The 15,573-nt window shown below is 67.0% G+C and carries 13 protein-coding genes; 6 read left to right on the forward strand and 7 right to left on the reverse strand.

Annotated elements, in window-relative coordinates:
* Nucleotides 1-40: 40 nt before the first annotated feature.
* From CVO77_RS09945 to CVO77_RS09970, 6 genes are all read right to left on the reverse strand, one after another.
* The gene (locus CVO77_RS09945) at nt 41-1,087 is read right to left on the reverse strand and encodes an enoyl-CoA hydratase/isomerase family protein (protein WP_105998909.1); all 1,047 of its coding nucleotides are present in this window, start codon (nt 1,085-1,087) and stop codon (nt 41-43) included.
* On the reverse strand, nt 1,084-2,229 hold the full coding sequence (locus CVO77_RS09950) for an acyl-CoA dehydrogenase family protein (RefSeq protein ID WP_105998910.1): 1,146 nt from the start codon (nt 2,227-2,229) through the stop codon (nt 1,084-1,086). Before CVO77_RS09950 ends, CVO77_RS09945 begins: the two co-directional genes overlap by 4 nt.
* A complete protein-coding gene (locus CVO77_RS09955) occupies nt 2,226-2,642 on the reverse strand; it encodes a RidA family protein (protein ID WP_242446167.1) in 417 nt (138 codons plus the stop codon). Before CVO77_RS09955 ends, CVO77_RS09950 begins: the two co-directional genes overlap by 4 nt.
* A complete protein-coding gene (locus CVO77_RS09960; RefSeq protein ID WP_105998912.1) occupies nt 2,635-2,940 on the reverse strand; it encodes an I78 family peptidase inhibitor in 306 nt (101 codons plus the stop codon). Before CVO77_RS09960 ends, CVO77_RS09955 begins: the two co-directional genes overlap by 8 nt.
* Nucleotides 2,941-2,960: 20 nt before the next feature.
* The gene (locus CVO77_RS09965) at nt 2,961-3,473 is read right to left on the reverse strand and encodes a hypothetical protein (protein WP_192878898.1); all 513 of its coding nucleotides are present in this window, start codon (nt 3,471-3,473) and stop codon (nt 2,961-2,963) included.
* 186 nt (nt 3,474-3,659) lie between these two features.
* Nucleotides 3,660-5,153, reverse strand: coding sequence for a CoA-acylating methylmalonate-semialdehyde dehydrogenase (locus CVO77_RS09970; RefSeq protein WP_105998913.1), 1,494 nt, complete (start codon nt 5,151-5,153; stop codon nt 3,660-3,662).
* Nucleotides 5,154-5,251: 98 nt separating this feature from the next.
* Here CVO77_RS09970 and CVO77_RS09975 point away from each other — a divergent pair, with 98 nt between their 5' ends.
* Nucleotides 5,252-6,136 carry a LysR family transcriptional regulator gene (locus tag CVO77_RS09975; protein ID WP_105998914.1) on the forward strand — a complete coding sequence of 295 codons (885 nt, stop codon included), beginning with the start codon at nt 5,252-5,254 and terminating at the stop codon, nt 6,134-6,136.
* Between the two features lie 13 nt (nt 6,137-6,149).
* On the opposite strand, the gene CVO77_RS09980 is transcribed toward CVO77_RS09975, so the two are convergent.
* Nucleotides 6,150-7,160, reverse strand: a complete 1,011-nt coding sequence (locus CVO77_RS09980) for a MipA/OmpV family protein (protein WP_158258033.1) — start codon at nt 7,158-7,160, stop codon at nt 6,150-6,152.
* A 161-nt stretch (nt 7,161-7,321) separates the two neighbouring features.
* Here CVO77_RS09980 and CVO77_RS09985 point away from each other — a divergent pair, with 161 nt between their 5' ends.
* From CVO77_RS09985 to CVO77_RS10005, 5 genes are all read left to right on the forward strand, one after another.
* Nucleotides 7,322-7,567, forward strand: a complete 246-nt coding sequence (locus CVO77_RS09985) for a hypothetical protein (RefSeq protein ID WP_105998916.1) — start codon at nt 7,322-7,324, stop codon at nt 7,565-7,567.
* Between the two features lie 77 nt (nt 7,568-7,644).
* Nucleotides 7,645-9,573 carry a 1-deoxy-D-xylulose-5-phosphate synthase gene (gene dxs / locus CVO77_RS09990; RefSeq protein WP_106000764.1) on the forward strand — a complete coding sequence of 643 codons (1,929 nt, stop codon included), beginning with the start codon at nt 7,645-7,647 and terminating at the stop codon, nt 9,571-9,573.
* Between the two features lie 170 nt (nt 9,574-9,743).
* Entirely contained in the window at nt 9,744-10,922 is a 1,179-nt protein-coding gene (locus CVO77_RS09995) for an efflux RND transporter periplasmic adaptor subunit (RefSeq protein ID WP_242445884.1), read from the forward strand.
* Nucleotides 10,923-10,928: 6 nt separating this feature from the next.
* Nucleotides 10,929-14,138, forward strand: a complete 3,210-nt coding sequence (locus CVO77_RS10000; RefSeq protein ID WP_105998917.1) for an efflux RND transporter permease subunit — start codon at nt 10,929-10,931, stop codon at nt 14,136-14,138.
* Nucleotides 14,135-15,547 carry an efflux transporter outer membrane subunit gene (locus CVO77_RS10005; RefSeq protein ID WP_105998918.1) on the forward strand — a complete coding sequence of 471 codons (1,413 nt, stop codon included), beginning with the start codon at nt 14,135-14,137 and terminating at the stop codon, nt 15,545-15,547. Before CVO77_RS10000 ends, CVO77_RS10005 begins: the two co-directional genes overlap by 4 nt.
* Nucleotides 15,548-15,573 lie beyond the last annotated feature (26 nt).

The raw sequence follows: 15,573 nt of genomic DNA on the forward strand, positions 1-15,573 counted from the left end.
ATCTCGACGGTGAGACCCCGGCCTTCGCCGGGGTGACGGTTTAGGTTAGAGGGGTCCATTGCTCATCATCAGGCAGCGGCACGAAGATCGCGTCGATCCAGGCGTCGGTGACGGCTTCGGGCGTCGGCGGATCCCATTGCGGGCTGTTGTCCTTGTCGATGATCAGCGCGCGGACGCCTTCGAGGAAGTCGTGCATCTGGACGACGCGGGCACCGATCGCATATTCCTGGCGCATCTGCTCCGCAAAGTCGGTCATCGCGCCGCCTTCCTTGAGTTGGCGGAGTGCGACCTTGCAGGTTTGCGGGCTTTTGGTGCGCAGCGCATCAAGCTCCTTCCCCGCCCATTCGCCGCCATCGGCCTCGAGCGCGGCGAGGATGTCCTCATAGGTGTCGCTCGCGAACAGTCGGTTGATCTTGTCGATGCGGCTCGTGATCGCGGCCGGCGGTGCGGTCACCGACAATTCGCCCAATATGCCGCCGATGCGGTCGGGGTGCGCGGCGATGCGCGCCTTCGCTTCGGCGAGGCGTTCGGACGGAAGGTAATGCGTCGCGAGCCCGAGCGCCAAACACTCCGCCCCGTCGAGCCGCGCCCCGGTGAGCGCAAGGAAGGCGCCGACGCGGCCCTCGAGGCGCGGCAGATACCAGCCGCCGCCGACGTCGGGGAACAGGCCAATCCCGGTTTCGGGCATCGCGAAGCGCGTATGGTCGGTCGCGACGCGATATTTCGCCGGCTGCGAAATCCCGACCCCGCCGCCCATGGTGATGCCGTCCATGAAGGCGGCAACGGGCTTCGCATAAGTGAAGAGCAGATGGTTGAGGCGATATTCGGTGTGGAAGAAGGCGCGCGCCTCCTTGCCGTCCTTCGCGCCGCTTTCCGCGAGCATGCGGATGTCGCCGCCGGCGCAGAAGCCGCGGCCCTCGCTATGGTCGATGATGACGGCCTCGACCGCGTCGTCGTCCTGCCATTGGACGAGCGCGGCGATCATCGCTTCGCACATGGCGAGGTTCAGCGCGTGGATCGCCTTGGGGCGGTTCAACGAAATGCGGCCGATGCGGCCTTCTTTCGCAATGATGACATCGTCCGTCATTGGCGCAGCAAATCCCTTCCCACGATCATCCGCATCACCTGGTTGGTGCCCTCAAGGATCGAATGGACGCGCAGGTCGCGCCAGAAACGCTCGATCGGATAATCCTTCAAATAGCCGTAACCACCGAACAATTGCAGCGCGTCGTTGACGATCTTGCTGCCATTGTCGGTCGCGAGCCGCTTCGCCATCGCCGAAAAGCGCGACTTGTCGGGCGCGTTCGCGGTGACCTTTGCCGCCGCCATGTAAAGCAGCGCGCGCGCCGCCTCGAGGTCGGTCGCCATGTCGGCGAGCATGAACTGGGTGTTCTGGAAATCAGCGATCGGCTGCCCGAACTGCTGGCGGTCCCTGGTGTAGGCGACCGCCTCGTCGAGGCAGCGTTGCGCGCCGCCCAGCGAGCAGGCGCCGATATTGAGGCGGCCGCCGTCGAGCCCCGCCATCGCGAAGCGGAAGCCGTCGCCCTCGGCCCCGACGCGGTTTTCGACCGGCACTTTGACATTGTCGAAGATCACCTGCGCGGTCGGCGACGCGTTCCAGCCCAGCTTGCGCTCCTTGGCGCCAAAGCTGACGCCGGGCATGTCCTTGTCGATGACGAGGCAACTGATCCCCTTCGGACCCGGCTGGCCGGTACGCACCATCGTCACATAGATGTCGTTGACCCCGGCGCCCGAAATGAACTGCTTGGTGCCGTTGACGACATAATGGTCGCCTTCCAGCTTCGCGCTGGTCTTGAGCGCCGCGGCGTCGGACCCCGATCCGGGTTCGGTCAGGCAATAGCTCGCGATCTGGTCCATGGTGACGAGGCCGGGCAGGAATTTCGCCTTCACCTCGGCGCTGCCGAAGGTATCGATCATCCAGCTCGACATATTGTGGATCGAGATGAAGGCGCTGGTCGCGGGACAGCCATAGGCCATCGCCTCCATGATCAGCGCGGCTTCGAGCCGGCCGAGGCCGATGCCGCCCGATTCCTCGCTGACATAGATGGATGCGAAGCCGAGTTCGGCCGCCGCCTTGATCGTCTCGCGCGGGAAAATCTGTTTCTCGTCCCATTCGGCCGCGTGCGGGGTGATCGCGTCGGCGGTGAATTTGCGCGCCATGTCCTGGATCGCAAGCTGGTCGTCGGTGAGTTGGAACTGGTCGGTCATACGTCTTTCTCGATAAGGGCTTCGGCTTCGATCTCGACCTTCCATTCGGGGCGGATCAGCGCGGAGACGACGAGCATCGTCGCGGCGGGGCGGATATCCCCGAACACCGCACCGTGCGCCTGGCCGACCAGATCGGCGTCGGCCGCGTCGGTGATATACATGCGGGTGCGCACGACGTCGGCGACGCTGCCGCCGAGGGCTTCGAGCGCCTCGCCGATGATCGCCAGACAGCGCGCCGCCTGCACCCCGGCATCGCCGGGGGTCGACGCACCGTCGGGCTCGATCGGCGCGCAGCCGGCGACGTCGATCCGGTTCCCCACCCGAACCGCGCGGCTATAGCCATAGACCGGCTCGAACGGCGACGCCGAGCTGTGATGACGGCGCGCCCCTGAATCCAAATGGCCGTCAGCCACAGGTGACCTGCGTGATCTTGTAGGCGTCGTCATACATGACGTTCACCCGGTCCTGCCGATAATCCATCGTCATCGCCGAACGCGGCGGGCCCCAGCGCAGCGTGCGCGCGCCGGTCGCCTTGACGATCGCGCCGCCCAAATCCGGAGTCGCGGTCTGGCCGACGAAGCTCGCCCCGGCATCGGCGTTGCACGCCATCTCGGCGGGCGGCGGGGGGGTCGATTCGGCGGGGGCTTCGCTGGCCGCGCAGGCGGCGAGCGGCAAGGTGGCGGCGATTGCGAGCAGGCGAAAATCCATCATGAGTGTCCCTTTCCTTGCCATCAGGCACAGCGGCTATAGCGCATCGGCTCGGGCGCGGCACCCTCGCCATAATCGCGGCGGACGAGCGTCTTGCCGCCGTCCTCGACGGTCAGCTGCATCAGCCGGTCCCACTCCTCGCCTTCGCCGCTGAACTTGTAATCGGCGACGAGGCGATCCGGACTGCGTTCGCGCACCCGCGCGAGATCGCCCGCCGATTCAAAGAAGCGCAGCGTCTTGGCATCGATCCTGAACGCGGTGAGGTCGGCGCCCGGCGTCGCCCGGCAATCGGCGGGGTTCAGCGCCCAGTGACCCTGAATCGCCGCCGGAATCGCCTTGTCGCCGGTGCCGATGCCCGGATCGGGTGCCGCGGGCGGCTCGACGGCCGGGTCGGGCGTATAGGCGAGGTCGACGGCGCCCGCCTCCTCCGCAGGCCTCACGGGCTCGGCAGTCGACGGCGCGTCGGGTTCGGGCGCGGCCTGCTTGTCGTCGCCGCCGCTGCACGCGGCGAGAAGAAATGCGGTGGCGACAATCAAGCCTTTCCCCTTCCGGGGAGGGGTTGGGGTGGGGGTTGGAAACCTGGCGCAAGGCCGATGGCCCCTACCCCCTCCCCTGAAGGGGAGAGGCTTTGGCGACGCGGCGTCGGTCTGAAGTCTCATCGTCTTTCTCCTTCGCCAAGAGAATGCCCGATGCTCGCCCCCGGTTTCATTCGTCGCGCCCGATCACCCCATCGTCGGGATGACGAAGGCATTCGATCCGTCGCCACCGCCGTCGGGCCAGCGCGCGGTGACGGTCTTGACCTTGGTCCAGAATTTGACGCCTTCCATGCCGTGCTGGTTGGTATCGCCGAACGCCGAGCGCTTCCAGCCGCCGAACGTGTGATAAGCGACCGGCACCGGGATCGGGACGTTGATGCCGACCATGCCGACATTGACGCGCGCGGCGAATTCGCGCGCGGCGTGGCCATTGCGGGTGAAGATCGCAACTCCATTGCCATATTGATGCTTCGACGGCAGCTCGAGCGCGGCTTCGAAATCGGCGGCGCGGACGATCTGCAGCACCGGACCGAAGATTTCTTCCTTATAGCTTTCCATGTCGGGGGTGACATGGTCGAACAGGGTCGGGCCGACGAAAAAGCCCTTTTCATGCCCCTGCAAGGTGAAGCCGCGGCCATCGACCACCAGTTCGGCGCCTTCGTCGGCGCATTTCTGGATCCAACCCTCGACCTTTTCCTTGTGCGCCTGCGACACGACGGGGCCGTAATGCGCCTCGGCATCGGTCGATACGCCGATTCGCAGCGCCTCGATCGCGGGGATCAGCTTGGCGCGCAGGCGATTCGCCGTATCCTCGCCGACCGGCACGACGACCGGCAGCGCCATGCAGCGCTCGCCCGCCGAACCGAAGGCTGCCCCGGTGAGGTCGTTGACGACCTGGTCGAGATCGGCGTCGGGCATGACGATGCCGTGGTTCTTGGCGCCGCCCATCGCCTGGACGCGCTTTCCGTTGGCGACGCCGCGGTTATAGACATAATGCGCGATGTCGGACGAGCCGACGAAGCTGACCGCGCCGATGTCGGGATGGTCGAGGATCGCGTCGACCATTTCCTTGTCGCCGTGGACGACCTGTAAAATCCCCTCGGGCAGCCCGGCTTCGAGCATCAGTTCGCCCAGCCGTACCGGCACGCTCGGGTCGCGCTCGCTGGGTTTCAGGATGAAGGCATTACCGGTCGCGATCGCCGGGCCGAACATCCACATCGGGATCATCGCCGGGAAGTTGAACGGGGTGATGCCGACACCGATGCCGATCGGCTGGCGCATCGAATAGACGTCGATGCCCGGACCCGCCCCTTGCGTATATTCGCCCTTCAGCACATGCGGGATGCCGCAGCAGAATTCGATGACGTCGAGCCCACGCTGAACGTCGCCGCGCGCGTCGGCGACGACCTTGCCATGCTCGCTCGCCAGCAGTTCGGCGAGTTCGCCCAGATGCGCCTCGACGATCCGCTTATAGTCGAACATCACGCGCGCACGGCGCTGCGGGTTGACCGCCGCCCATGCGGGCTGCGCCTCTTTGGCCGCCGCGACCGCGCGATCGAGCAGCGCGGCGTCGCCGAGCGCGACGCGCGCCTGGACGCCGCCATTATTGGGGTCGAAAATATCGCTCTGGCGCGCGCTGCCGCCGGCGCCGCCGACGATATGATGATCAATCTGTCGCATGTCCCGAGTCTCCCATGAAGCGTTGGCGCCGAATGAGACCAATGCGCGCGCTTTTGCAAGGGATAGACTTGCAGCATAAACCTGCATATTTGCAGGATATGGACTGGGACAAGCTGCAATATTTCCTGTTCGTCGCGCGCCACGGCACCCTCGCACGCGCCGGCAGCGCGCTGCACGTCGATGCGACGACGGTCAGCCGCCGCGTCAGCGCGCTCGAAACCGCGCTCGGCCAAACTTTGTTCGAGCGCGCACCCACCGGCTTCGTCCTGACCGCGGCGGGCCGCGCGCTCGTCCCGCACGCCGAGGCGATGGCGGCGGCGGCGGCGCGCATCCATTCGCGCGAAGGCGAATCGGGATTGTCGGGGCAGCTCCGGGTCAGCGTCTCCGAAGGGTTCGGCAACAGCTTCATCGCGCCGCGGCTGGCAGGCTTCGTCGCGGCGCATCCCGAGCTTGAGATCGACCTTGTCGCCTCGTCGGGCTTCCTCGACCCGTCGCGGCGCGAGGCCGACATGGCGGTGCTGCTGGCGCGGCCCCGAAAAGGCCCGCTGATCACGCGCAAGCTGTCGGATTACAGCCTTGGCCTCTACGCGCCCGCCGCCCGGCCCGACTGGCAGGCGACCGCGGCCGCGGGGCCGCTATCGCGCGCCAATATCCCGGTGATCGGCTATATGCCCGACATCCTCTATGCGCCCGAACTCGATTATCTGGGCGAGATCGAGCCGGGGCTGCGCGCGGGCGTCCGGTCCTCGTCGATCCTCGCGCAGCGGCGGATGATCGCGGGCGGCGCCGGGGTCGGCGTCCTCCCCTGCTTTCTGGCGGCGGACGACCCCGCGCTGGTGCGCGTCCGGCCCGATCAGCTGATCGCGCGCGCCTTCTGGCTCGCGCTCCACCGCGACGTCGCGCCGCAACCGCGCATCCGCGCCTTCATCGACTGGCTCGATGCCGAGGTGCGCGACAGCCGGGGACTGCTGGTGCCCGGTTGATGTCGCGCGCCGGTCAGAACTGATAGGCGAGCCCGGCGCCCGCGAGCCACTGGTCGCGGGCGCCGGCGACATCGACGATCGGCGAGGTCGCAAAGCGGCTCGTCATCCGGCCATATTGCGCGCCGCCGAGCAGCACGAAGCCCTTGCGAAGATCGCCCGACAGCGCATAGGCGCCGGCCATGCCGATCGTATATTTGCCGAGCGTCGCCTTGCGGCCCGCCCCGGTATAGACGGGCAGCCCGCTCGCGGCGCTGCCGACGGGATCGATGTCGAAATAATAGCGGCCGAAGCCCTTGCCATAGACGTTGAAAGACGCCGAAACGCCGAGATAGGCGCGCTTCGACAGCGGCGTGCCATAATCGATCGTCGGCGAGACGACCCAACTGCCGTGCCGGCCGCTGATGTCCTTGAGCCCGACGACGCGGAAACCGATCTGGTCATAGCGGCTGGTGAAGACGCCCGACTGGGTGATACCCGCCGAAAGGCCGAGTTCGACCGCCATCTTGCGCTCGCCGAGCGCTTCGACCTGCGCGTCCTTGATGCGCCCGGTGCGGTCGCCGCGAAGATTGATGATCGGGCCGAATTTGATGTCGGTCCGTTGCCCGCGCTTCTGGCGCACCAGATCGACCTGGAAATTGGTGCCCCGGGTCGAAAAACTATAGCCCTTGTAGCGCCCGCGAAAATAGACGGCGGGAAGCAGGCTGCGCTCGTCCGAGCCATTGTAGCTCGGCACGGTGACCACCCCCGCGGCCAGCGCGAAATAGTCACGCGCATAGCGGCGGTCCTGATGATCGTCCTCCGGTCGCGCGGCGGGAAGCAGGATATTCTCGTCGATGTCGCCCGTGTCCTGCGCGAAACGCACCGGCGCATCGACGCGCGCATCGACCGGCGACGGGTCGATGGTGATCGGCGGTTCGGGGGGGCGCGCCGCGTCTTCGGCGGCGGCCGGCGCCGCGAATATGGCGAGGGCGGTCAGGACCGGCGCCATGCGGAAGAAGCGGAAGAGCGACGTCAAATCGGGCATATCCATCCTATGTTCTTGCCCCTCTCGCTGCGGTGTATGGGATTGTCGGGGCAATGCAAAGGCTTCGTCTTGCCGGGGACGGCTTTTCGCTCCATCGTGGCTTTCATGCATCCGCCTGCCTTTCCTTTCGCCCTGTCCGCACGAACCGGCATCGGGTCCCGATGAGCCGCGCTGGGCGCTTCATCGGCTATGCGCTGATCGCGAGCGCGGCGCTGATCGCGGTGCTGGTGCGGCGCGGGGCGATCGGACCGTTTCCGGTGATCGCGGTCGTGCTGCTGCTCGGCATGGTCGGGGCCATGCTGGTGATCACCGATCTGATGGTCCGCGGGCTTTATGCGCAGATCGGCACGGCAAAAGCGGCCGGGGAAGAGAAGGAAGGGGAGGAGAATGACTCCCGCTTTCCGTGAAGGCTGGCCGATGGGCAGGCTGGCCGCCCCGGCCCTTTTTGTTCGACAGTTTCTGCGGTTACCAGTATGACGGCGCGATGACCGATCGTCCGTCAACACCGCTGCTCGACACGGTGGATGTCCCCGCCGACCTCCGCAAGCTGAAGCCCGAAGACCTCCGCCAGTTCGCCGACGAGCTGCGCGCCGAGATGATTTCGGCGGTCGGGACGACCGGCGGCCATCTGGGTTCGGGGCTGGGTGTCGTCGAGCTGACGACCGCGCTCCATTATGTGTTCGACACGCCGCGCGACAAGATCGTCTGGGACGTCGGGCACCAATGCTATCCGCACAAGATCATCACCGGCCGCCGCGACCGCATCCGCACCCTGCGCACCGGCGGCGGCTTGTCGGGCTTCACCAAGCGCAGCGAGAGCGAATATGACCCGTTCGGCGCCGCGCATTCGTCGACCTCGATCAGCGCCGCGCTCGGTTTCGCGATCGCGAACAAGCTCAAGGACGAGCCCGGCCGCGCGATCGCGGTGATCGGCGACGGGTCGATGTCGGCGGGCATGGCCTATGAGGCGATGAACAACGCTGCCGCCGCGGGCAACCGGCTGATCGTCATCCTCAACGACAATGACATGTCGATCGCGCCGCCGGTGGGCGGGCTGTCGGCCTATCTCGCCAAGCTCGTCTCGTCGCGGCCGTTCGTCGAGCTGCGCGAGATCGCGCGGCGTTTCGCGCGCAAGCTGCCGCAGCCGCTCCACAAGGCGGCGAAAAAGACCGACGAATTCGCGCGCGGCATGGCGATGGGCGGCACCTTGTTCGAGGAACTCGGCTTTTATTATGTCGGGCCGATCGACGGGCATAATCTCGACCATCTGATCCCGGTGCTCGAAAATGTCCGCGACAGCGACCACGGCCCGGTACTGATCCATGCGGTGACGATGAAGGGCAAGGGCTATGCCCCCGCCGAGGCGGCGGCCGACAAATATCATGGCGTCCAGAAATTCGACGTCATCACCGGGGTGCAGGCGAAAGCGCCGCCGGGGCCGCCCGCCTATCAGAATGTGTTCGGCGAGACGCTGGCGAAGCTCGCCGACACCGACAAAAGGATCGTCGCGATCACCGCGGCGATGCCGTCGGGAACCGGGGTCGATAAATTCGCGGCCGCGCACCCCGACCGCAGCTTCGACGTCGGCATCGCCGAACAGCATGCGGTGACCTTCGCGGCCGGGCTCGCGGCGCAGGGGATGCGGCCGTTCGCGGCGATCTATTCGACCTTCCTCCAACGCGCCTATGACCAGGTCGTCCACGATGTCGCGATCCAGAATCTGCCGGTGCGCTTCGCGATCGACCGCGCCGGGCTCGTCGGCGCCGACGGATCGACCCACGCGGGTTCGTTCGACGTCACCTATCTGGCGACGCTGCCCAATTTCGTCGTGATGGCGGCGGCCGACGAGGCGGAGCTGGTCCACATGACCTATACCGCCGCCGAATATGACGATGGCCCGATCGCCTTTCGCTATCCGCGCGGCGGTGGCACCGGCGTGGCGCTGCCCGCGGTGCCGCAGAAGCTGGCGATCGGCAAGGGCCGCGTCGTGCGGGCGGGCAAGACGGTCGCGATCCTGTCGCTCGGCACCCGGCTCGCCGAGGCGCTGAAGGCAGCCGACACGCTCGAAGCGCGCGGGCTGTCGACCAGCGTCATCGATCTGCGCTTCGCCAAGCCGCTCGACGAGGAACTGATCCGCAAGACGCTTGCCGCGCATGAGGTCTGCGTGACGATCGAGGAAGGCAGCATCGGCGGGCTTGGCGCGCATGTGCTGACGCTGGCGAGCGACGAAGGACTGATCGACACCGGGCTGAAACTGCGCACGATGCGGCTTCCCGATATGTTCCAGGACCAGGACAAGCCCGAGGCGCAATATGACGAAGCCGGGCTCAACGCGCCGCAGATCGTCGATACCGTCCTGAAGGCGCTGCGCCACAACAGCGCCGGGGTCGAAGAGGCCGGGGCGCGGGCGTAACGCGCCGATGGCAACCGAATCGCGATCGGCCGTCGAAGCGATGGTATCGCGGGCAACCAAATTGTCGCACTTTGTCGCAAAACCCCGAAACCGCTTGCATGGGTTCGGGCGTTCGGCTGAATAGCGCCAACTCCCCAGCCGCCCGGCACAACCCAAGACCGGATATTCTGATGACGATGAAAAGGCCGATGCTCCTGATCGGGGCCCTGTGCATCGCGACGCTTTCGCTCGGCGCCTGTTCGGACAAGGATGCGAAGGGGGGCAACCGCACCCCCGAGGTCGGCTATGTGGTCGTCAGCCAGGAGGCGGTGCCGGTATCGACCTCGCTCGGCGGACGCACCGTCGCTTTCGAGACGAGCGAAGTGCGGCCGCAGGTGAATGGCGTCATCCGCCGCCGCCTGTTCACCGAGGGCGGCTTCGTGCGCGCCGGCCAGCCGCTCTATCAGATCGACGCGAGCCTTTATCAGGCGGCGGTCGACCAGGCCGAAGCGAACCTCGCCAGCGCACGGGCCAGCGCGCAGGCGGCCGAGGAGAAAGCGAAGCGCTTCGCGCCGCTCGCCAGGATCCAGGCGGTCGCCGAGCAGGATTATAGCGACGCGCTGGCGCAGGCACGCAGCGCGCGCGCCGCGGTGGCGCAAAATGCCGCCGCGCTCGAAACCGCACGGATCAACCTGCGCTATACCCATGTGTCGGCGCCGATCAGCGGGCGCATCGGCCGCAGCCTCGTCACGCCGGGCGGGCTGGTCAGCGCCAGCCAGGCGACCCCGCTCGCGGTGATCCAGCAGGCCGATCCCATCTATGTCGACATGCAGCAGTCGAGCGCCGACCTCACCCGGCTGCGCCAGGCGCTCGCAAGCGGCGGGGTGCTGCCGGGCAGCACGTCGGTGCGGCTGAAGCTGGAGGATGGCAGCGACTATGCCCTTCCCGGCACGGTGCAATTTTCGGAAGTGACGGTCAGCGAGGCAACCGGCACCGTGACGCTGCGCGCGCGCTTTCCCAATCCCGACGGGCTGCTGCTTCCCGGCATGTTCGTGACCGCGCTGTTCGACCAGGCGATCAACCCGGCCGCGATCCTCGTGCCGCAGGCGGCGGTGCAGCGCGATTTCGACGGGTCGGCCTTCGTCTATCTGGTCGGCAAGGACAATAAGGCCGCGCGGCGCAAGATCGTCGCCGAGCGCACGGTCGGGGCGAACTGGGTCGTCACCGACGGGCTGAAACCCGGCGACAAGGTCATCAGCCAGGGGGTCGGCAACCTCAAGCAGGGCGCGCCGATCAAGCCGGTTCCGGCGAGCAGTCCGCAGCGTTTGGGGGCACCCGCTGACAAAGGCGCCGCGGCGAAAGGTCAATAACCCCCGATGTCGCGCGTTTTCATCGATCGGCCGATCTTCGCCTGGGTGCTGGCAATCGTCGTCATGCTCGGCGGGCTCGGCGCGCTCTTTTCGCTGCCGATCGAACAATATCCCGACATCGCGCCGGCGCAGGTCAACATCCGCGCAAGCTATCCGGGCGCGTCGGCCGAAGCGATCGAGAACAGCGTCACCCAGGTGCTCGAACAGCAGCTCACCGGCATCGACGGCCTGCTCTATTTCAGTTCGCAGTCGAGTTCGCGCGGCCAGGCGAGCATCACCGCCATCTTCGCCAAGGGCACCGACCCCGACATCGCGCAGGTGCAGGTGCAGAACAAGATCGCCTCGGCAATCTCGCGCCTGCCGCAACAGGTGCAAAGCCAGGGCATCCGCGTCAACAAGGCCAATTCGGACACGCTGCTGCTCGTCGGCGTCTATGACACCACCGACACGCGGTCGTTCCCGGACGTATCCGATTATCTGTCGTCGAACATCCAGGATCCGCTGTCGCGTGTCGAGGGGGTCGGCGACGTCAATGTCTTCGGATCGCCGCACGCGATGCGCATCTGGCTCAACCCGCAGCGCCTCGCCGCCGTGTCGCTGATGCCCGGCGACGTCGTCAGCGCGATCACGGCGCAGAATGCCGAGGTCGCCGCGGGCGAGGTCGGCGGCACCCCGGCGCCGAAAGGCCAGATGCTCAACGCGACGGTGACCGCGCAATCGCGGTTGCAGACCGCCGAGCAGTTCGAGAATATCGTGCTCAAGACGCTGCCCGACGGGTCGAGCGTGCGGATCAGGGATGTCGCGCGGGTCGAGATCGGCGCCGAAAATTACGCGACGATCATCCGCATCAACGGCCACCCCGGCGCGGGCATGTCGATTTCGCTGTCGCCCGGGTCCGACGCACTCGAAACCGCCGACCGCGTCAAGGCGCGGATGGAGGAATTGTCCGCCGATTTCCCCGACGGCCTCTCCTATAGCTATGCCAACGACACGACCGCCTTCATCAAATTGTCGGTCAGCGAGGTGCGAAAATCCTTGCTCGAGGCGATCATCCTCGTCGTCCTCGTCATGTTCGTCTTCCTGCAAAGCTGGCGGGCGGTGCTGATCCCGGCGATCGCGGTGCCGGTCGTGCTGCTCGGCACCTTCGGCATCTTCTATATCGCGGGCTTCACGATCAACACGCTGACTCTGTTCGGGCTGACGCTCGCGATCGGCCTGCTCGTCGACGACGCGATCGTCGTCGTCGAGAATGTCGAGCGACTGATGGAAGAAAATCCGGGCATGTCGGCGCGCGATGCGACGATCGAATCGATGAAGGAATTGCAGGTCGCGCTGGTCGCGATCGCGCTCGTGCTGTCGGCGGTGTTCCTGCCGATGGCCTTTTTCGGCGGATCGACGGGGGTCATCTATCGCCAATTCTCGGTCACCATGGTCTCGGCGATGGCGCTGTCGGTGCTCGTCGCCCTGATCCTCAGCCCCGCGTTGACCTCGACCCTCCTGAAAGCGCGCGCGGCGCATGGCGAAGAACGCGAGCGCCCGCATCGTTTCCCGCGCACCCACGCCATGATAAAGCGCGCACGGGACGGCTTCAACACGCGCTTCGACCAGGCGGTGAAACGCTATGTCGGCAGCGTGACCAAGGTCGTCGATCGCAAATGGCGTTTCCTGGGCATCTATGTCCTCATCGTGGCGCTGCTCGCGGTGATGTTCGTGCGGTTGCCGGGCGGCTTCCTGCCGAACGAGGATCAGGGCCGCGTCTCGGTCCAGTTCCGCCTGCCCGCGGGCGCGACGCAGGAACGCACGCTCGCGGTGCGCGACCAGGTCGAAAAATATCTGCTCACGCAGGAAAAGGCGAATGTCGATGCGCTGTTCCTCGTCACCGGCGGCGGCGGCGGCGCGGCGGCCGGGCAGAACACCGGCCAGGGTTTCATCAACCTCGTCGATTGGGATTCGCGGCCGGGCAAGGAGAATAGCGCCGACGCGATCGCCGACCGCGCGCGCAAGGCGCTGTCGGGCCTTCGCGACGCGCAGGTCTTTGCGCTCGTCCCCGGCGCGGTGCGCGGCCTTGGCGACACCTCGGGCTTTACGATGGAGTTCCAGAACCGCAGCGGGATGAGCCGCGAGCAATTCGCCGCGGCGCGCGACCGGCTGCTCGACATGGCGAACGCCAATCCGAAACTGACCTCGGTCCGCCTGTCCGACCTTCCCGACGTCGCGACGCTGAAGATCGATGTCGATACCCAGCGGCTGACCGCGTACGGCCTGAGCAACAGCGACGTGAACAGCACGCTGGCGACCGCCTGGGGTGGGCGCTACGTCAACGACTTCATCGACAAGGGCCGCGTCAAGCGCGTCTATGTCCAGGGCGATTCGCAATATCGCGCCAGCCCTGAGGATCTCGGCCAATGGTATGTCCGCTCGTCGAGCGGCCAGATGTCGCCCTTTTCGGCCTTCGCCGACATCGGCTGGTCGACGACGCCGGCCAGCACCTCGCGCTTTCAGGGCGTCCCCGCCTTCGAAATCTCGGGCCAGCCCGCGGCGGGCACCAGTTCGGGCGAGGCGATGGACGAGATGGAGCGGATGGCCGCCGAAATCCCCGGCACCAGCGTCGCCTGGGCGGGCTCTTCCTATCAGGAGCGGCTGTCGTCGGGGCAGGCGCCCTTGCTCTATGGCCTGTCGCTACTCGTCGTCTTCCTCTGCCTCGCCGCGCTTTACGAAAGCTGGTCGATCCCGCTCGCGGTGCTGCTGATCATTCCGCTCGGCCTCGTCGGATCAGTGTTCGCGGTGACGCTGCGCGGGCTGGAGAATGACGTCTATCTCCAGATCGGCCTGCTGACGACGATGGGGCTCGCGGCGAAGAATGCGATCCTGATGATCGAGTTCGCCGAGCAGGAGGAACGCAAGGGCAAGCGCGTCATCGAGGCGGCGATCGCGGCGGCGCGCATCCGCCTGCGCCCGATCCTGATGACCAGCTTCGCCTTCATCTTCGGCGTGATGCCGCTCGCGATCGCGACCGGCGCCGGGGCGAACAGCCGCGTCGCGATCGGCACCGCGGTGATCGGCGGCATGCTGACCGCGGCCTTGCTCGCGATCTTCTTCATCCCGCTGTTCTTCGTTCTCGTCCGCCGCGGCGTGCGCGACGGGCTTGCGGCCTTGCGCCAGCGCTTCGGCAAGAAGGGCGACGGCGCGGAAACGCTGGCGGGAGAGGAAGCATGACGCGAACGCCGTTCCTGCTGATCGCGGCCCCGCTGCTCCTTGCGGGCTGCTCGCTCGCGCCGAAAACGGCGCTCCCCGCGCCGCCGGTGCCGCAAAGCTGGCCGGTCGGCGACGCCTATCTCCTCCAAAGCGAGGAAGCGCTGCCGATCCTGTCGTACAAGACGATCTTCACCGACGCGCGGCTGCAAGGTCTTGTCGATCAGGCGCTGGCGAACAATCGCGACCTGCGCGTCGCTTATGCCAATGTCGCCGCGGCGCGGGCGCAGGCGCGGGTCAGCCGCGCCGGGCAATTTCCCGCGCTCGGCGTCAGCGCGGGCGCGGGCTATTCGGACTCGGGCGGCAATGGCGCTGGAAGTGGTGGGGGCAGCGGCGATTTCTCGCTGCGCGGCGGGGTCACCGCGTTCGAACTCGACCTGTTCGGCCGCCTCGCCAATGCCGCCGAGGCCGATCGCAACAGCGCGCTCGCGACCGAAGCGGCGTCGCGCACGGTGCGGCTGGCGCTGATCGCCGACCTCGCCAACGCCTGGGCGGCCTATGGCGCCGACCGCGACCTGCTCAAGATCGCCGAGGATACCGCCGCCAATGCGCGCGAAAGCGTCCGGCTGACCCAGGCGCGGCTCGACGGCGGCGTCGCGCCGCGCACCGACCTGCGCCAGGCCGAACAGATTCTCGCGACCGCCGAGGCTTCGATCGCGCAGCAGAAAACCGCGCTCGCGCAGGACGAAAATCTGATCCGGCTGCTCGTCGGTTCCGATATCGACCGCGCGCAGCTTCCCGCGGGGCTCGCCGAGGTGACGCCGGGCGTCGTATCGCTCCCCGCCGGGGTCAATTCGCAAATCCTGCTGCGCCGCCCCGACGTGATCGAGGGCGAATATCGCCTGCGCGCCGCCAACGCCGATATCGGCGTCGCGCGCGCACGATTGTTCCCGACGATCTCGCTGACCGGACTGCTCGGCTTTGCGAGCGACGCGCTGTCGAGCCTGTTCGACGGCGGATCATTCAATTGGTCGGCGGGCGGCGACGCGAGCGCGACGATCTTCGACTTCGGCGGCCGCGGCGCCGGGGTCGACGTGACCAAGGCGCAGCGCGACGCAGCGCTCGCAAGCTATGAGGGCGCGATCCAAACCGCCTTTCGCGAGGTAGCCGATGCGCTCGCGGTGCAGGGCACGATTGCGGAGCGCGTCCGCGCCGCGGCGGCGAATACGGCGGCAGCGGCCGACACCGCGATGCTCACCGATGCGCGCTACAAGGGCGGGGTCGACAGCTTCCTCGCCAGCCTCGACGCGCAGCGCAGCCTCTATGCGGCGCGGCGCAGCGAGATCGGCACCGGGTTGCTGCTCGTGCAAACGCGAATCGCGCTGTTCCGGGCGCTGGGCGGCGACAGCGGCGCGGGAAACAAAACCCCCTAATCCCCCTTCGTCATTCCCGCTGGCGC

This window comes from Sphingopyxis lindanitolerans, from assembly GCF_002993885.1.
Lineage (GTDB): Bacteria > Pseudomonadota > Alphaproteobacteria > Sphingomonadales > Sphingomonadaceae > Sphingopyxis > Sphingopyxis lindanitolerans.

What these genes read in the sequence shown, in the direction of transcription:
- CVO77_RS09945 (WP_105998909.1), bottom strand. Translation starts at nt 1,087, where the DNA reads ATGACGGACGATGTCATCATTGCGAAAGAAGGCCGCATCGGCCGCATT.
- CVO77_RS09950 (WP_105998910.1), bottom strand. Translation starts at nt 2,229, where the DNA reads ATGACCGACCAGTTCCAACTCACCGACGACCAGCTTGCGATCCAGGAC.
- CVO77_RS09960 (WP_105998912.1), bottom strand. Translation starts at nt 2,940, where the DNA reads ATGATGGATTTTCGCCTGCTCGCAATCGCCGCCACCTTGCCGCTCGCC.
- CVO77_RS09970 (WP_105998913.1), bottom strand. Translation starts at nt 5,153, where the DNA reads ATGCGACAGATTGATCATCATATCGTCGGCGGCGCCGGCGGCAGCGCG.
- CVO77_RS09975 (WP_105998914.1), top strand. Translation starts at nt 5,252, where the DNA reads ATGGACTGGGACAAGCTGCAATATTTCCTGTTCGTCGCGCGCCACGGC.
- CVO77_RS09980 (WP_158258033.1), bottom strand. Translation starts at nt 7,160, where the DNA reads ATGCCCGATTTGACGTCGCTCTTCCGCTTCTTCCGCATGGCGCCGGTC.
- CVO77_RS09985 (WP_105998916.1), top strand. Translation starts at nt 7,322, where the DNA reads ATGAGCCGCGCTGGGCGCTTCATCGGCTATGCGCTGATCGCGAGCGCG.
- dxs (WP_106000764.1), top strand. Translation starts at nt 7,645, where the DNA reads ATGACCGATCGTCCGTCAACACCGCTGCTCGACACGGTGGATGTCCCC.
- CVO77_RS09995 (WP_242445884.1), top strand. Translation starts at nt 9,744, where the DNA reads ATGACGATGAAAAGGCCGATGCTCCTGATCGGGGCCCTGTGCATCGCG.
- CVO77_RS10000 (WP_105998917.1), top strand. Translation starts at nt 10,929, where the DNA reads ATGTCGCGCGTTTTCATCGATCGGCCGATCTTCGCCTGGGTGCTGGCA.
- CVO77_RS10005 (WP_105998918.1), top strand. Translation starts at nt 14,135, where the DNA reads ATGACGCGAACGCCGTTCCTGCTGATCGCGGCCCCGCTGCTCCTTGCG.